The organism is Paenibacillus sp. 79R4, from assembly GCF_013393165.1.
In the GTDB taxonomy this organism is placed as follows: domain Bacteria; phylum Bacillota; class Bacilli; order Paenibacillales; family Paenibacillaceae; genus Fontibacillus.
The window spans coordinates 16,494-33,416 of the sequence record NZ_QJOT01000018.1 but is presented as its reverse complement, the minus strand read 5'-3'; the positions used below and the strand labels follow the sequence as shown (position 1 = coordinate 33,416).

Genomic DNA, 16,923 nt, shown 5'->3' with positions numbered 1-16,923 from the left:
ATCTAACCAGTTATAATTATGAATGGAGGAACGAGAAATGGCAAATCAAGCATTGGAAAGACAAATGAATCTCCTGATCGCAAACTGGACAACCATGTACACGAAGTTGCATAACTTCCACTGGTATGTTAAAGGACATAACTTCTTCACATTGCATGTGAAATTCGAAGAATTATACGACGAAGCTGCCGGATATATTGATGATATTGCAGAGCGTCTGCTCTCTATTGGCGGCAAACCGGTTGCAACTTTGCGTGAATCCCTGGAGCTGGCAACGATTAAGGAAGCTACAGGCAACGAGACTCCTGACCAAATGGTAGCTGCTATCGTAGCTGACTTTGAAGTACTGGATAAGGAATTGCGCGAAGGTATGTCCATCGCTGAGGAAGTAGGAGATGAAGCAACAAGCGACCTGCTGTTAGGTGTTGTTTCTACTCTTGAGAAACATCGTTGGATGCTTAATGCCTTTTTGAACAACTAATCACCGTCTCACTTATGAATTGATGAGGAAGGGACCTGCCGCATACAGCCTTAACGCTGAGCGGCAGGTCCCTTTTTTCGTATAGCGGTTGTTTAACAATTCCATCTTGGATAAGAAAACCAATTGAGGTTGCGGGTCTTATACCTTGAATTTCTCGATCAAGGTGTGCAGCTTATCCGATAAACTGGCCAGGAAGCTGGCCGAGGCATCTACTTCCTCCATCGTCGCAAGCTGCTCCTGAGATGCAGCAGACATGGACTGGGCGCTATCGACATTGTTGTTGGCAATTTCCACGATGTTCTCCAGCGATTTCACCAATAGATCCGTCTGGTCGGAGAGCTGTTGAACAGCTTCATTTATGTCGCTGATCGATGCAGCGGTTGCTCGGGACTGGTTCTCGATCTCGCCGAAGGAATCACCGGCATTGTGTACCAATGAGGCGCTTAGCTCAACCTCCCGCGAGGTCTCGACCATCGTCGTCCCGGTCACTTCCATCTGCGTTACGATGTAGCCTATGAGAGCGGCTATCTGCTTCACTGATGCTGCTGAACGATCGGCCAGCTTGCCGACGGATGAAGCGACCACGGCGAAGCCGCTGCCATATTCGCCGGCCCGGGCTGCTTCGATTGAGGCATTGATCGCCAGCAGATTAGTCTCGTCCGCGATTGCAGTGATTATCTCCAGAATGTTCTGAATTTCTTTGGACTGACTGGAGAGCTCAGTAATGTTTGTAGACAACTCGTTGATTTTCCCTTGCATTTTGTTCATTTGCTGAATGCTCTGCTGAATGGACGCTACGCCCTGTCCGGCAGCAGCCGGGGAGTTCTGGGCAGCCTGGGATACATCGCTCATAAGATGGGCAATATGCTTCGTCGAGGTGGACATGCTGCGCAGCGTATTCGAGCTCTGCTCCAAATCATGCAGCTGCCTCTCTGCTCCTTCAGCCAGTTCCTGGGTGATGTTAACAGTCTGCTCAGAGGCAGTCCCCGTTTGCTCCGCGCTGGCGGACAGCTGTTGGGAAGAGGAGGCCACCTGGATGGAGGTGGCGCTTACCTCGGTGATCAGGCTCCGCAGATTGATCACCATATTGCTGAAATCCCGGGACAGCTTGCCAACTTCATCCTTACTCTTCAGAACCATAGGTGTAATCGTAAGATCTCCTTGTGCAATTTGGTTCACCTGGCTGGATAAATGCTCCAGCGGACGAATCATCCGATGAATGATGAAATAGACAACTAGAGCGGCCAGCAGGAAGACTGCAGCGCCGATTGCAAATGGTAGGGTAATGATCTCCCATGTTCTGTCCTGAATAATCGATGCATCGAAATTGATGGCCATTAGCCCAACAATAGGCTTGCCAGGATCATTGTCCTGGAAGATGGGGCCATATCCTGTCAACAGCTCCGTATCCTCATATGTATAGACCTTGGTGTACACGGAATGCTTCATGTCCATCATCATATCCCGATCGGCCGGATTGAAATAGAAGGCATCGCCAGCGTTATAACCGCGCTCCTTCAGATGTTGGTCGGCGGCAAGAATGGTGCCATCCAAGGATAGAATAAAGACTTCCTTAAACAAGGGTTTATGGTCTACCGTCCAGTTCAACTGCTGTTCTACTTCAGCCAACTTGGACTTATCGCCACGCGCGAGCAGTTCGATGACGGCAGGATTGACTAAGCCAGTTGTAATATTAGCGCAACCTACGGTTTCGACACCAACGGACTTCTCTACCTGACGGTAGGTTGTCTGATAGCCGAATACACCGATAATGGCACCGATAAACCCGAGAAGGGTAACAATAGCCATTGTTATTTTTTTTGCAAATCCCATATAAATCTCCTATCTATTGTAAGATGATGTTGGAACTCGTGGGCACATCTATTCAACATTATAATGAGGAATTGTTTGCGGAATAATAAGGAATATCGTCGCTTTGTGTCGGAAAAACGAAATTTGAGCAAAAAATCACAAGGAGTGAGACTTTATGTCCAATAATTCAGAAGCTTGGCGTCTATTTATCGCGGTCCCGCTTCCATCTTCTGTTAAGCAGATGATTGCCGACTGGTGTAAGGAACAGAGGGATCAGCTTTTTTTTCAAAAATGGGTGCATAAGGAGGATTATCATATAACGGTGCAGTTTCTGGGCGATACGTCTCCGGAACGGTTGGATGAGCTTCGCTCAGCTGCCATAAGGGCTGTCGCCAATATACGGCCTATACATATGGAAGCCCTTGGCTGCGGTACATTCGGACGTGCAGATCAGCCAAGGGTTCTCTGGGCAGGAGTCCATGGGGAGCTGGAGCTATTGGAGCAGCTGCAAAATAACGTCATTGAAGAGAACCGGAAGCTGGGATATATCCCGGAGGACCGTCCTTATCGACCTCATATTACGCTGGCTCGCAAGTACCGTGCAGGATACAAGCTGGAAACGGATATTACCGGGGCTAATCTTCAGTTTGGTTCATGGACTATAGATGCCTTGGTGATCTATCGAACAAATATGCATCACCAGCCGATGTATGAGAAGGTTGCCGAGATTCCCTTTGCTAAATAAATTTATTTTCATACAGATTATGTGATATTTCATACAGACCAAGAAAAATGGCAGTGAAAAACGCTGAAAATAATTGAAAAAAATAACTTGCAATGCATTTCGGAACGTGCTAAAGTGTTAATTGACCAAATGACCGAAACGGACTTTTAGTCATTTTTGAGAAAAAAGTAAGTCTAAGATAAGGAGGTGCTTTATTTGGCTGTAGTGGATCGCAGAAGACAAATCGTTGAAGCGGCAGAAAAATCATTTGCATTGTTTGGTTACAAAGCTACAACGATGGATCATGTAGCTAAAATTGCAAATGTCGCCAAGGGCACGATTTACACGTTTTTTGCGAATAAGGAGGAACTGTTTGATGAAATTCTTCGTTCCGTCATTATAGAGATGAAGAAAATTACGGAACAAGAGGTTCACGATGACAGACCTTTCTTCGAGAATCTGTACCAGAGCATGGATAAACTTCTGGAATTCAGAAGAGAACATGAGCTGCTTGTGAAGCTGTTTCAGGAGGTAAGAGATTTTGGAACGCCGCAAGCGCGTGAGGGCCTGGAGAAGATCGAGCTGGCTATCCTTGATTACTTGGAGCGTCAAATCGATCGTGCGGCCAAACATGGGGAAATTCGCGAGTTTGATCCTAAAGTCATTGCATTTGTGCTTGTGAAGCTGTACATTGCGCTAACTTCGGATTGGAACAAAATACACGAGCCACTAAGCAAAGAGCAGATCAGAGAATTTTCTCAAATATTTTTATCAGGCGGGTTATCCAAGACATAGTCAAAGATAAGAAAGGACCCGTACGGTAATGAGAGAAAGAGATAAGAGATAAGATTCAGGGATATAAGGAGAGAAATGATTATGAAATCAATGTCGGTATTTTTTAAGGATCTTGCAGCTTCCTTTAAAAAACCTAAAGTGATTATCCCAATTCTTGTCGTCATGTTCATTCCCGTATTATATAGCGGAATGTTTCTGAAGGCATTTTGGGACCCGTACGGGAAAATGGATGAAATTCCTGTCGCGGTTGTCAATGAGGATCGCGGTGCTGAATATGAAGGAACGAAGCTACAAGCAGGTAATGATTTGGTCGAAGAGCTGAAGAAGAACGCAGCTTTTGGTTGGAAGTTCGTCACCCGCGAGCAAGCGGATGAAGGCATGAAGAATAACGATTACTACATGACGCTTGTCATTCCAAGCAACTTCTCGGAGAAGGCTACAACCTTAATGGATGATCAGCCGCAGCCTGCCGAGATCGTCTATGAGCCGAATGAGGCTTACAACTTCCTGGCCGCACAAATCGGCGGTACCGCAGTGAAGGAAATTAAGAGTAAAGTGTCCGCGAAAGTGACGGAGGCTTACACAGATGTCCTGTTTGATCAGGTTGAGAAAATTTCCAGTGGTCTTGGCGACGCTGGCAAGGGTGCAACTGAGATCAATGACGGAGCCGTCAAGCTGGATGAAGGCGCTCAGAAGCTGAAAGAGAACCTGGCCAAAATGGTAGATGGTTCAGTGAAGCTGCAAGATGGCATCAATCCATTGGCGGATGGCGTGGGTTCCCTAGGTAAAGGAGCCAGCGATTTGAAGACAGGTGCAACCTCTCTGGCTTCCGGTTTAAATCAGTTGGCGGCTGCCAATAAGCAGCTTCAGAACGGGGCTGCGGCCGCAAATGAAGGCGGCAATCAATTGAAGGCAGGTCTTGATGCTTCACTGAAAGGTGCTAACACACTGGCTCAAGGCTTGAAGCAGTCGGAGCAAGGCAGCGCATCGCTGGTAACCGGGCTGGAATCTTCAGCACAAGGCAGCACGAAGGTTGCAGAAGGTGCGAAGTCAGTTGCCCAAGGTCTTGAACAATTAACACAAGCTAGCCCAGAGCTGGCAGCGAATCCTGCAGTGAAGCAGCTTCTGGCAGCCAGCCAAGCAGTTGCTACCGGCAGTGAGCAAGTAGCGCAAGGTCAACAGCAGTTGTTGAAAGGCAGCAAGGATTTACACGGTGCACAACAACAGCTTGTACAGGGCAGTGAACAGCTTGTTCAAGGTCAAGAACAATTGGGCCAAGGCGCTGCGAAGTTGACGGAAGGTCAGGCTCAACTTGTAGGCGGTCTGAAGCAGTTCGGCGCGAAGCTGAATGAAGCAGCAGCCGGCGGCAGCAAGCTGGCAACAGGTGCTGGCGCACTTAGCGAAGGAGCTAAGAAGCTTGAAGGCGGTATGGGTCAATTGTCTAGCGGTGTGGCTACACTTGCTGATGGTTCGAAGCAATTGGATGAAGGTGCCGGTGAACTCAAGGATGGCACAAGCAAGCTGAGCGAAGGTTCGGGAGAATTGGCCAGCAAGCTGAACGAGGCAGCGGATGAGACGTCTTCCGTGAAGAAGACAGATGCTCTTGTTGATATGTTTGCTCAGCCGGTAGACGTGGAAGAGCAGAAGATGAATGAAGTGCCGAACTATGGTACAGGATTCTCACCCTACTTCCTGTCCCTCGGATTGTTCGTCGGTGCTTTGATCTCGACGCTGGTTGTTCCGCTTCGCAGCTCTTCCGTATCGGAAGCAAGCGGATGGAATCGCTTCGTAAGCCGTGCGCTCTCCTTCACAGGAATGAGCCTGTTCCAATCCGTAATTGCGGTAATATTGGTTCTCTACGGTTTGAAGCTTGAAGTACAGAATGTTCCAATGTTCTATCTGTTCTCATTTGTTACTAGCCTGTGCTTCATGTTCATCATTCAGGCGCTTGTCACTTGGCTCGACAATCCAGGCCGCTTCCTGGCGATCTTGCTCTTGATCTTCCAATTGACAACATCTGCGGGAACATTCCCTGTGGAACTGCTTCCTTCCTGGATGAAGGCATTTAATCCGTTCATGCCAATGACATACAGCGTCAAAGGTTATAAAGCGGTAATCTCTTCGGGAGAAATGAGCGTTGCCTGGCATCAAACAGGCATTCTGATTGCAGTTGCTATTGTATTCTTGGCCATCACGCTCACCTACTTCCTATCGCATAGAGAGAGTGCAGAGGAAGAAGTAAGTGTTGAAGCTAGTCTGCAAGCCTAAGATCTATACAGAATCATCAAGAAGCCCGTTCTCCGGTATTTAAACCGGGGAGCAGGCTTCTTTTCTTTGTATACATAATGCAAGCTGATTTTGATGGAGTTCCACAAGTTCATCTCATTTATGCACAGCTTTTATGATCGCTATGCATAAGGGGAGCGCCTGGCAACGGTTCGTTTGCAATCTTTTTGAAATTTATAAGTGATAGTACAAAAGAAAGAGGAGATAGTGCAAAAACAGTGAAGCCGATTTCCGTTAGAATAAACCTACGGAGAAGATATAGAAAGGTTGCGCTGATGATGACAAATAGACATACTGTTATACCGCCTCGGCAGGGACTATATGATCCCGCATTTGAAAAGGATGCTTGCGGCATGGGCTTTGTCGCACATATCAAGGGAAAAGCCTCGCATTCAATCGTTGCTCAGGCGCTCACCATGTTGACGAAAATGGAGCATCGCGGCGGACAGGGCAGCGAGCCGAATTCGGGAGACGGCGCTGGTATATTAGTGCAAATTCCCCACCGATTTCTGGCGCGGGAGGCTTTGAAGCTGGGCTTCGAGCTTCCGGGGTGCGGGGAATATGGGGTCGGGATGCTGTTCCTGTCACAGCTTGCTGAAGAGCGTGCTGCTCAGGAGGCTGCCCTCACTCATATCGTTGAAGAGGAAGGTCAGAGAGTTCTGGGCTTTCGCGATGTGCCAACAAATGACGATATGCTGGGGAAATCAGCGAAGGCCGCCAAGCCTTATGTACGGCAAGTGTTTATTGGCCGCAGCGCAGATGTGGAGGATGAACTGGCTTTTGAACGTAAATTGTATGTCATTCGTCGCCGTGCGGAGCTGTCGATTCGTTACGCGGATGATACGGGGGAGAATTCATTTTATGTATCCAGCTTGTCATGCCGCAAACTTGTCTATAAAGGGATGCTGACAACGGAGCAGGTGGGGCAATTCTACCTGGACCTACAGGATGAAACGGTAGAATCGGCGATGGCATTGGTGCATTCCCGCTTCAGCACGAACACGTTCCCGAGCTGGGAACGGGCCCATCCATATCGCTTTATGATCCATAACGGCGAGATTAATACCCTGCAGGGAAATGTGAACTGGATGCATGCGCGCCAGTCGCTGTTCGAGAGCGAAGTGTTCGGCAGCGATCTGGAGAAGATCAAGCCGGTCATTAATCCGGACGGGTCGGACACAGCAATGTTTGATAACACCTTTGAATTTCTGTACTTGAGCGGGCGTTCTTTGCCGCATGTGGCGATGATGATGGTTCCGGAACCTTGGGACAATCATGCGGAGATGGAGCCGACGCGCCGGGCCTTTTATGACTATCATAGCTCCTTGATGGAGCCTTGGGATGGGCCGGCAGCTATGGGCTTCACGGATGGGATTCAGATCGGGGCAATCCTGGATCGCAATGGACTGAGACCATCCCGCTATTATGTAACCAAGGATGACTTGATTATATTGTCTTCCGAGGTGGGGGTGCTGGATATTCCGGCGGAGGACATCCTCTATAAAGATCGACTGCGTCCGGGTCGGATGCTGCTCGTGGATACAAAGGAAGGAAGAATTATAGCGGACGAGGAAGTAAAGGCACAGGTCGCTCAGGAGCAGCCTTATGACAGATGGCTTGCCGAGCATCGGATCACCCTGCAGGAGCTGCCGGAGGCTTCTACTATGTCGGAACTGTCTCATGAAGAGATCAGAAATAGACAAGTAGCCTTCGGGTATTCCTACGAGGACCTGCGTAAAGTGCTGGAGCCTATGGCGCTGACGGGAAGCGAAGGCCTCGTGTCCATGGGCTATGATGCACCGCTTGCTGTACTGTCGGAGCGTCCCCAGCGCTTGTACAATTACTTCAAGCAAATGTTCGCTCAGGTGACAAATCCGCCGATGGATGCCATTCGCGAGGAGCTTGTTACTTCGGCGATGACGCTGATCGGGCCGGAGCAGGATTTACTGCACCCTCGGCCGGAAAGCTGCCGGCAGATTGCTCTCTCATCGCCGTTTCTCTCCGATGAAGAGCTAGCCAAGCTGCGCTATGTGAAGCGGAAGGGATTAAAGTCCGCCGTGCTGCCGATCTTATTCTCCGCTACCAAGGGAGTTGCCGGAATTGAGCAAGCGCTGGATGATCTCTGCTTCGCGGCGGATCAAGCGATTGCTCAAGGCAAATCGATACTGATCTTGTCAGATCGTAAGGTGGACGCTGACAATGCGGCAATCCCGGCCTTGCTTGCCGTATCCTGCCTGCATCATCATCTGATCTTGCAGGGAACGCGTACGCAGGCCAGCATTGTGCTGGAGTCCGGCGAGCCCAGAGAGGTGCATCATTTCGCGTTATTGATAGGCTATGGAGCAAATGCCGTAAATCCGTATCTCGCCTTGGCCAGCTTAAGGGATATGATCAACGGGGGCACGTTGCGTGGCGTTTCTATTAGCCGGGCAGAAGTGAACTATAGGAAAGCTGTGAACAAAGGCGTCATCAAAATATTGTCCAAAATGGGCATCTCTACGATTCAGTCCTATCGAGGTGCGCAAATCTTCGAGGCCGTAGGATTGAATCAACAATTTATCGATCGTTACTTCACCCGGACGCCAACCCGGATTGAGGGGATTGGTTTGAAGGAGGTCGCTATTGAGACCCTGGCTTCGCATCAACAAGCTTTCTCCGCAGCGCAAGGAGACCAGGAGAAAGTGCTGGATTCCGGTGGGCAATATCAGTGGCGCAACGAAGGCGAGGAGCATCTGTTCAACCCGCAGACCATTCATCTGCTGCAGCAGGCTGTACGCAGCGGGGATTATAGTCTGTATAAGAAATTTGCCGGGCTTGTGCAAGGAGAGAACGAGCAGCGTTATACGCTGCGTTCCTTGCTTCGCTTGCAGCCGGTTGGACCAAAGGTGCCGCTGGAGGAGGTTGAGTCCGCGGCCTCGATCATGCGCAGGTTCAAGACCGGAGCGATGTCATTTGGCTCGATCAGCAAGGAGGCGCATGAGACGATCGCTGTCGCGATGAACCGCATCGGGGGCAAGAGCAATTCCGGTGAAGGCGGAGAGAACTCCGCTCGCTATGTGAAGGATGCGAACGGGGACTCGCGCCGCAGTGCAATCAAGCAGGTGGCTTCGGGCCGCTTCGGCGTTACTTCGCAATATCTGGTTAATGCGGATGAGATCCAGATCAAGATGGCCCAGGGAGCCAAGCCGGGAGAAGGTGGTCAGCTGCCGGGCAACAAGGTCTATCCATGGGTTGCCGAGGTTCGCGGCTCAACGCCGGGCGTTGGCCTCATCTCGCCGCCACCGCATCACGATATTTACTCGATCGAGGATCTGGCTGAACTGATCTATGATCTGAAGAATGCGAACCCGCGCGCCCGCATTAATGTCAAGCTTGTCTCTGAGGTTGGCGTAGGCACGATCGCTGCGGGGGTTGCCAAGGGCCGCGCCGATGTTATTCTGGTCAGTGGTTATGACGGGGGAACCGGCGCATCGCCGCAAAGCTCGATCCGTCATGCAGGCTTGCCGTGGGAGCTTGGCCTGGCCGAGACGCATCAGACGCTGATGCTGAATCACTTGCGCGATCGGGTCGTGCTCGAGACGGATGGCAAAATGCTGACCGGCCGTGATTTGGCTGTCGCTGCGCTGCTTGGCGCAGAGGAGTATGGCTTCTCCACAGCTCCGCTCGTCTCCGTCGGTTGTATCATGATGCGCGTCTGCCAGCTCGATACTTGCCCGGTTGGGGTAGCGACGCAGAATCCGGAGCTGCGCAAGAACTTCACTGGCGATCCGCAGCATGTGGTGAACTTCATGACCTTTATTGCCGAGGATCTGCGCGAGTGGATGGCCGAGCTGGGCTTCCGCAGGCTGGATGAGATGATCGGCCGTACGGACTGTCTGGATACGGGGAAAGCAGATCAGCATTGGAAGAGGAGCGGGCTTGATTTAAGCTCATTATTGCATACGCCTGTGATAGAGGAAGAGAACAGACGTCGCCATACACGTGATCAGAATCATGGTTTGGAGGAGACGCTTGATGCTGTAGAACTGCTGAAGCAAGCTGCGCCAGCTTTAGATCGCGGCGAGGCCGTAAGCATCTCGCTGCCGATCTGCAATGTAAATCGGGCGACCGGAACATTATTGGGCAGTGAGGTTACGCGTCGGTATGGCGCGGACGGCTTGCCGGACGATACGATCACGCTGAACTTTGAAGGCTCAGCCGGACAAAGTCTGGGGGCATTTATGCCACGGGGGATTACTATTACGGTCGAAGGCGATGCGAATGATTACACCGGGAAGGGACTCTCGGGGGGGAAGATTATCGTCAAACCTTCCCGAACCGCGACCTTTGCCGCAGAGGAGAACGTCATTATCGGCAACACTTCCTTTTATGGTGCAACAAGCGGAGAAGCATATATCCGTGGTATCGCTGGAGAACGGTTTGCAGTGCGTAATTCCGGTGCCCATGTGGTTGTTGAAGGGGTCGGTGATCATGGCTGTGAATATATGACCGGAGGCCGGGTCGTTATTCTCGGCGATACGGGCCGCAACTTTGCAGCCGGCATGTCCGGAGGCATTGCTTATGTGCTGGATATACACGGCAGCTTCCAGCAGCAATGCAACCAAGAGATGGTGCTGCTGGAGCAGGTAGAGTCCGAGGTAGAAGCTGAGCAGCTGCGCACCTGGATCCTTCGTCATGTGTTATACACGGATAGCACGGTAGGAAGGCGCATACTGGATTGCTGGCCTGAAATGCTTCCAAGATTCGTCCGCGTCATTCCCCGGGACTATAAACGGATGCTGGAACAGATCCGCAAGGCGGAGGAGCTGGGCTTGCAGGGAGAAGCAGCGCTGCTGGCCGCTTTCGAAGCGAATTCACGGGAAATGGCCCGGCCTGGAGCTGGTGTAACTGTTGCTAATGGATCGCTAAAATCCTAGATAAGGCTAGCAAAGCTAGGTATCCAGATGAATCCGGATGAATTCGGGTAAAGCCAGGTAAATCTAGTTAGGGCTTGTAGCAGACAATCGGAGTGCCAAAATCGAATAAGCCGGAAAAGCGACAAGAGCAAAAGACCTGAATGTTGTAACAAGTTCAGGTCTTTTGTCGTTTATTTTAATGAAAATTGCATTCTGTGGTAAAATGAGGGAAATCTTTAACTTCGCGAAGGTGGATATTGCTGCGTGGAGTGTTGGGAGGTTAGAGCTTTGTTGGATTTTGAGCCGGTTGTTCGGCTGAAGCAGGTCAGCAAACGAATTGGTGGCAAGACGATTATCGATAAATTAACACTTGATATTCCCCCGGGCCAGGTGTACGGATTTCTCGGACCAAACGGCGCGGGCAAGACGACGACCATTCGGATGATGGTTGGATTGATGTCAATCACCGAAGGGGATATTGAAATCCGGGGGGCCAGCGTATCGGATCAATTCGAGCTGGCAATCTCCCATGTGGGGGCTATTGTAGAGAATCCGGAAATGTATAAGTTTCTAAGCGGTTATCACAATCTGCTGCATTATGCGCGGATGTCGCCTGGAGTGACGAAGCAGCGAATTGCTGAGGTTGTTGAACTGGTGGGCTTGGAGCAGCGGATTCATGACAAGGTGAAAACCTATTCGCTCGGGATGCGCCAGCGTCTCGGCGTGGCTCAGGCGATATTGCATCGGCCCAGGCTGCTTGTCCTGGATGAGCCAACGAATGGGCTTGATCCGCAAGGAATTCGCGAGCTGCGCAGTTATTTGCGCCAGCTGGCCGAGAAGGAAGGGACGACCGTATTCGTCTCCAGTCACCTGTTGTCCGAGATGGAGCTGATGTGCGATACCGTTGCTGTTATTCAACAGGGGCGGCTGATCGATGTAAGACAGCTGCATGATCAGGACAAGCTGGAGAATGAGCGGAAGCAGACGGTGTTCGAGGTTAGCGATCCGCAGCGGGCCTGGGAATTAATCGGCCAGGGCCAGGTTGTGGATGGCGGTCTGCTGCTTGAGCTGGACCGGAATGCGGCGGCTGTCATTAATGAGCAGCTGGTGCGTGCGGGAATCTTGGTATACCGCATCCGAGTCGTGACGCGAACGCTGGAGGACCAATTTATCGAGCTGACAGGGGGTGTGGGCATTGAATAATTTCATGAACCTGATTCAGAACGAAAATATGAAAATATATCGGCGTGTCCGAACCTGGATTATGTTCGGGATCATTGTGCTAATGGTGCTGTTTTTCGCGATACTGTTCCGTTTGGGCGGAGGCGGTTCAACGATAAGCGCTTGGGATGCGACGGGCCAGCTTTCTTTTCTATTTTATCTAGTCACGATCTTCGCTTCTGTTGTTGCTGCTGATATTGTAGCTGGAGAATTTACCTGGGGAACGATCAAGCTGTTGTTGATCCGCCCATGGACCCGCACCAAGGTGCTCGCTTCGAAGCTGTTGGCCTTAATCCTGTTTACCCTGCTTATTACAGTACTGTTCTTCTTGAGCTCGCTGCTGATCTCTTATGCGATGTACCCGGTTAAGACATCGATGGTGTTCTCGGATAACGGAAGTCCGTTCGTATACTTGCTGGAGGATATGCTCTACAGATATATAGATCTGCTGGTTATTACCTTGTTTTCGTTCATGATATCTACGGTGTTTCGTTCCAGCGGAATCGCGATTGGCTTGTCTATGTTCATTCTGTTCACCGGAGGCATCTTCACGATGCTCTTCAATCCCGTTCGTTATCCATGGGCCAAATATACCTTGTTCGTTAACATGGATCTAAGCCAGTATCGAGGCGGACAAGAAGGGGTAGCCGGAATGACCCTGGGTTTCTCCATTACCGTGCTAACCTGTTACGTCCTGTTATTTCTGGTAATATCCTGGCTGGTATTCAACAAGCGGGATGTAGCTGCATAAAAAAACAAGTTCCCGTTTGCCAGGCAGACGGGAACTATTTTTGATTCTTCACTATGAATTACCCCACTTCGGGCTGTGGTGTTTTTTGCGCTTTTTCCTTGATCGGGGCCACAGCTTTGATTTTCTCCATGGTGCTAACGCCATTTAGAAGGCCGCCTTCGAGAATAATCAGCTTAGAGACGCTGACATTGCCGTCGACCTGCCCGCTGCTCGTAATCGTCAATTTGCCCTTGGTAGATATATCGCCGACGACATGGCCCGCTACGATGATATTTGCCCCTATAATACTTGATCTGGCTTCGCCCGATTCTCCGACGATGACCTGACCTTTACAATCGATCTCCCCGTGAAAGGCCCCATCAATGCGAACATTGGATTCGCATTGTATCTTCCCCTCGGCCATGCTGCCTTGGCCAATCAGGGTGTCGGTCAGGCCGTGTGCCCGTGCATTTTTCCTCCGCATATTTATTCCTCCGTTCGCTATTATGAGTGCTTAAAAAGATGGGTTGGACCATTTGAACAACCTCTAATAATAAATCATTGCAGATATGGCAAAGGATCCACCGTTTTGCCATTCTTCACAATCTCGAAATGCAAATGAGGCCCGGTGCTGCGCCCGGTACTGCCAACTTTGCCGATCGTCTGCCCCTTCTTGATGAAATCTCCCTCAGAGATGCTGATCTTGCTCAGATGAAGGTACCAGCTTTGCAGTCCTCCAGGATGCTGGATAATGATGTATTTGCCGTGCGAATTGTCCTGCGCTGTTGTAATAACTTCGCCTGCCGCCGCGGCATATACCGGATCGCCTTGCTTGGCGCCGATATCGATGCCGGCATGGAAGGAGGCGCGGCCGGTGAACGGATCGGTACGGTAGCCGAAATTAGAGGTAAGCCGCTTTGATAAAGTAGGCCATTCTGATGGAGTCCCTGATAGAGAGTACTGGGTTTGCTTCGCCTTTTTCAAGGTCAGGGGCACATTCTTCTCCATCTCGTCCAGCATGGCGTTCATTTCAAGAAATTGATCCTTCGTATGCTCCGCCAATTGTTCAATCTCATTCTCATGGACGGCGATAAATTCTCCCCCCACCCCCATCTGTGCGTTAGGGTCGTCAACATCAAGTCCTTTCAGTGACAGGGCGGATAGATTGCTAAGAGCACTTGAGTCCGACTCTCCGTACTTCTCAATAAATTTCTGCAGCTGATCCTCCAGCTCGGCAACTCGCTCCATTCGATCCATCATGTCCTGTGATTGGCTGGAAAGCGAGATTACTTCATTCTGAAGTCTCTCGATGGCCGCATTTTTGTCAGAGACGACGGCTTCGAACTTGAGATTCTGCGACTGCAATTGGTCTTCAAGCCTCGCAATCGTCTGGTTGGATTGCAGCTGCAGGCTTATAATCAAGCCCGATATCGATAGAATGGCGACCAGCGGAACGGCAATGATGAGCGGCTTTGACATATGCATTTGCTTGGCAGGCTGTCCTGCTTCTCGCAGGACGAGCAAGGTCATCCGATTGGGGTTCGGTAAGGTGGCACTTCTCATGGCAACTCCTTTCCTCTCACACTAGAAGTAGTACTACGTACTTCTGTTCTGATCACGGTTAATAGAGCTCATATGGAAAACGCGCTTATATACTTTATCTATTCCTTTATCTCTTAAATCATGTCAAAAAACTGCCTTGTCTGATATATCGCAAAACCTTAAATTTGCTGAATAGCCCCGATGAAATCGATCCGGACTCCGTTAGTTCAGATAAATTTTGAACTCGTATTAGACTAGTAATTCCTGCAGAAATGCAGTTTTCATGCACCGATTACCTCTCACTCTCTCCTCTCAATGCCTTCTGTAACGAATAAACGTGAGGCAAAGTGGAAAAGGCTGAGTGGAAGATGGGCGTTCTTATGTGAAAATGTGGTTAACGCCGTATTCCGTAGTGTTCCTAAGCCTTGGACTGTAAATGCCGCAAGATCAGCTCTAGCGATTGCGGCTTCACTTCTTGCAGCAAATCTCCTCTCTGCTGCAGTCTTTCACCGATGTTCAGCAGATTGAATTCAGAGGGATGGGGATTCTTGCGCACCTCATCCCAGGTTAATGGCGTTGATACACTGGCAGCTTGCCGTGCACGTGGGGTGTAGGGGGCAGCCAAGGTCTTTCCACTATAATGCTGGAGATAATCGAAATAAATTTTGCCCTCGCGATCCTTTTTCAGCCGTTCAATGGTGAAGAAGGATGGATATTTCTCCGTAGCGTAGCGGGCTACGAATTGACCGATAGAGCGCAGCTGATCAAAAGTAACGCCGTATTCAATTGGAATAATGATCTGAACGCCAGTAGCGCCCGACGTCTTGGGGACGGAAGAGATGCCAAGAGAAGCGAGGATGTCGCCAACATAAGCGGCAGCTTCCATAATCCGCGGCTCATCATCCTGGCTTGGATCGAGATCAATCATCCATTCGCAAGGCAGAGTGTCCCCGACATAATGCAATGAAGGATGGAATTCAATCGCCGCCAAATTGCCAAGCCAGAGTAAAGTGGGCAGATTGTCGAGCACAATATAGTTGATATCCTCATGCTGGGCGGTTCTGACGAAATCCGGTAGTGGCTCGGGAGCATTTTTTTGATAGAAAAATTTGCTATGGATGCCGCCGGGATATCGGATTGTTGTTAAGAACCGGTTGCGGCAATAGCGGAGCAAATAAGGGGCCAGCTCGGCCAGCCGCTGTAAATATTGCTGTTTGGTAATGCCGGCTTCCGGCCAGAGCAGCTTGTCCGGATTCGTAATGGTTACTTCCTCGCCTTCAATCCGGATCGTGCCTTTGATCGATCGTGCCATCGGGGATACTCCTTTCAAGAGTTGAGATTAGAGAAGAGCTGATTACAGATTAGGCTAACCTTGTTATACGAGAACTATAAGAGGATGAGTTCGTAATATTAGTCTTGCCAGTGCCTAGTTAATGGCGGGCTGTGAATAGGAGAAGGATGGACCATGGAATTTACGCCAGTCGTACCGTTTGAACCGATCCGCGTCTTTGAATTTCCACAAGGAAAGCAATGGATTGCCCAGGTCAAATGGGATGGAGTGCGGATGCTGGCCTATATCGATAAAGGGCAGGTGCGCCTCATGAATCGCCGCGGAAATGAACGTTCGCTGCAATATCCGGAGTTCATGAACCCGTCGGAATATTGCCGGGCGGAATCGGCTATTTTGGATGGAGAGATGATCGCCATTGCAGAGGGTAAACCTTCTTTCCATGAAATTATGAAGCGGGACAGCCTTCGTCGGGAGCAGGAAATTGCTTTTGCAGTTCCCAGGATTTCCGTCGTCTATATGATATTTGATATTTTGTATTGCAACGGCAGCTGGGTTACGGACCAGCCGCTCGTAAAGCGGCAGCTGCTGCTGCAGGAATATGTACTGCCCAGTACACGCGTACAACTTGTCCCGAATGTGGACCATGCCGAAGGCCTCTATGCTGTAATGAAAGAGCGTCAATGGGAAGGTATCGTCTGTAAGCAGATTGACAGCAGTTATGCGATTGGCGGCAAGGATGACCGTTGGCGCAAGATGAAGCTGACCTATGACTTATACGCAGTGATCGGCGGGGTAACGTATCGCGACGAGATCGTTAATTCTTTACTGCTGGGCTTATATGACGAGCAAGGAAATCTGATCTATATCGGAAACGCCGGCCCCGGAAAATGGAAGGGAGAGGATCTCTCCCGCATTACAGAGGACTCGTACAGATTGGCAATAGCAAAACGACCATTTGCCGCCCCCTTTTCCGCACCTCCAGGGAAGGTGAAGGGCGCGGTATGGATGGAGCCTCAGCGAACGGTTAAGGTGCAATTTGCGGAGTGGACCCCCGGTGGAACGCTGCGGCATCCTGTTCTTCAAGGCTGGGCTGACGTTCCGCCGGAGACCTGTGTATTCACTCAGCAAATATGACTAATACAGGTG

The 16,923-nt window shown here is 50.2% G+C and carries 12 protein-coding genes; 8 read left to right on the top strand and 4 right to left on the bottom strand.

Annotated elements, in window-relative coordinates; translation table 11 throughout:
• Positions 1–37 precede the first annotated feature (37 nt).
• Complete coding sequence (locus DMN77_RS20225) at positions 38–481, top strand: Dps family protein (RefSeq protein ID WP_068782364.1); 444 nt, start codon at positions 38–40, stop codon at positions 479–481.
• A gap of 138 nt (positions 482–619) precedes the next feature.
• Here the strand turns inward: DMN77_RS20225 and DMN77_RS20220 are convergent, their stop codons facing one another.
• Entirely contained in the window at positions 620–2,314 is a 1,695-nt protein-coding gene (locus tag DMN77_RS20220; protein ID WP_179016145.1) for a methyl-accepting chemotaxis protein, read from the bottom strand.
• 154 nt (positions 2,315–2,468) lie between these two features.
• Here DMN77_RS20220 and thpR point away from each other — a divergent pair, with 154 nt between their 5' ends.
• The 6 genes from thpR to DMN77_RS20190 all read left to right on the top strand — a co-directional run bounded on the left by thpR (position 2,469) and on the right by DMN77_RS20190 (position 12,965).
• Entirely contained in the window at positions 2,469–3,038 is a 570-nt protein-coding gene (gene thpR / locus DMN77_RS20215) for an RNA 2',3'-cyclic phosphodiesterase (protein WP_179016144.1), read from the top strand.
• 195 nt (positions 3,039–3,233) lie between these two features.
• Positions 3,234–3,812 carry a TetR/AcrR family transcriptional regulator gene (locus DMN77_RS20210; protein WP_179016143.1) on the top strand — a complete coding sequence of 193 codons (579 nt, stop codon included), beginning with the start codon at positions 3,234–3,236 and terminating at the stop codon, positions 3,810–3,812.
• A gap of 81 nt (positions 3,813–3,893) precedes the next feature.
• Positions 3,894–6,080: a YhgE/Pip domain-containing protein gene (locus DMN77_RS20205; protein ID WP_179016142.1), complete on the top strand. Its 2,187-nt coding sequence runs from the start codon at positions 3,894–3,896 to the stop codon at positions 6,078–6,080.
• 296 nt (positions 6,081–6,376) lie between these two features.
• Positions 6,377–11,014, top strand: coding sequence for a glutamate synthase large subunit (gltB, locus tag DMN77_RS20200; protein WP_372776302.1), 4,638 nt, complete (start codon positions 6,377–6,379; stop codon positions 11,012–11,014).
• Between the two features lie 270 nt (positions 11,015–11,284).
• The gene (locus DMN77_RS20195) at positions 11,285–12,196 is read left to right on the top strand and encodes an ABC transporter ATP-binding protein (protein ID WP_148466651.1); all 912 of its coding nucleotides are present in this window, start codon (positions 11,285–11,287) and stop codon (positions 12,194–12,196) included.
• Complete coding sequence (locus DMN77_RS20190; RefSeq protein ID WP_068782358.1) at positions 12,189–12,965, top strand: ABC transporter permease; 777 nt, start codon at positions 12,189–12,191, stop codon at positions 12,963–12,965. The genes DMN77_RS20195 and DMN77_RS20190 overlap by 8 nt, the downstream gene beginning before the upstream one ends.
• Before the next feature lie 58 nt (positions 12,966–13,023).
• Here DMN77_RS20190 and DMN77_RS20185 read toward each other — a convergent pair whose 3' ends face one another.
• The 3 genes from DMN77_RS20185 to ligD form a co-directional block, all read right to left on the bottom strand.
• Positions 13,024–13,428: a bactofilin family protein gene (locus tag DMN77_RS20185; protein WP_068782357.1), complete on the bottom strand. Its 405-nt coding sequence runs from the start codon at positions 13,426–13,428 to the stop codon at positions 13,024–13,026.
• A 74-nt stretch (positions 13,429–13,502) separates the two neighbouring features.
• Positions 13,503–14,507: a M23 family metallopeptidase gene (locus tag DMN77_RS20180; protein ID WP_179016140.1), complete on the bottom strand. Its 1,005-nt coding sequence runs from the start codon at positions 14,505–14,507 to the stop codon at positions 13,503–13,505.
• A gap of 397 nt (positions 14,508–14,904) precedes the next feature.
• On the bottom strand, positions 14,905–15,798 hold the full coding sequence (gene ligD / locus DMN77_RS20175) for a non-homologous end-joining DNA ligase (protein ID WP_179016139.1): 894 nt from the start codon (positions 15,796–15,798) through the stop codon (positions 14,905–14,907).
• 153 nt (positions 15,799–15,951) lie between these two features.
• Here ligD and DMN77_RS20170 point away from each other — a divergent pair, with 153 nt between their 5' ends.
• The gene (locus DMN77_RS20170) at positions 15,952–16,911 is read left to right on the top strand and encodes an ATP-dependent DNA ligase (RefSeq protein WP_179016138.1); all 960 of its coding nucleotides are present in this window, start codon (positions 15,952–15,954) and stop codon (positions 16,909–16,911) included.
• Positions 16,912–16,923: the final 12 nt, after the last annotated feature.

Excerpts from the sequence above, each read along its gene's own strand:
- DMN77_RS20225 (WP_068782364.1), top strand. The coding sequence starts at position 38 with ATGGCAAATCAAGCATTGGAAAGACAAATGAATCTCCTGATCGCAAAC.
- DMN77_RS20220 (WP_179016145.1), bottom strand. The coding sequence starts at position 2,314 with ATGGGATTTGCAAAAAAAATAACAATGGCTATTGTTACCCTTCTCGGG.
- thpR (WP_179016144.1), top strand. The coding sequence starts at position 2,469 with ATGTCCAATAATTCAGAAGCTTGGCGTCTATTTATCGCGGTCCCGCTT.
- DMN77_RS20205 (WP_179016142.1), top strand. The coding sequence starts at position 3,894 with ATGAAATCAATGTCGGTATTTTTTAAGGATCTTGCAGCTTCCTTTAAA.
- gltB (WP_372776302.1), top strand. The coding sequence starts at position 6,377 with ATGACAAATAGACATACTGTTATACCGCCTCGGCAGGGACTATATGAT.
- DMN77_RS20185 (WP_068782357.1), bottom strand. The coding sequence starts at position 13,428 with ATGCGGAGGAAAAATGCACGGGCACACGGCCTGACCGACACCCTGATT.
- DMN77_RS20180 (WP_179016140.1), bottom strand. The coding sequence starts at position 14,507 with ATGAGAAGTGCCACCTTACCGAACCCCAATCGGATGACCTTGCTCGTC.
- ligD (WP_179016139.1), bottom strand. The coding sequence starts at position 15,798 with ATGGCACGATCGATCAAAGGCACGATCCGGATTGAAGGCGAGGAAGTA.
- DMN77_RS20170 (WP_179016138.1), top strand. The coding sequence starts at position 15,952 with ATGGAATTTACGCCAGTCGTACCGTTTGAACCGATCCGCGTCTTTGAA.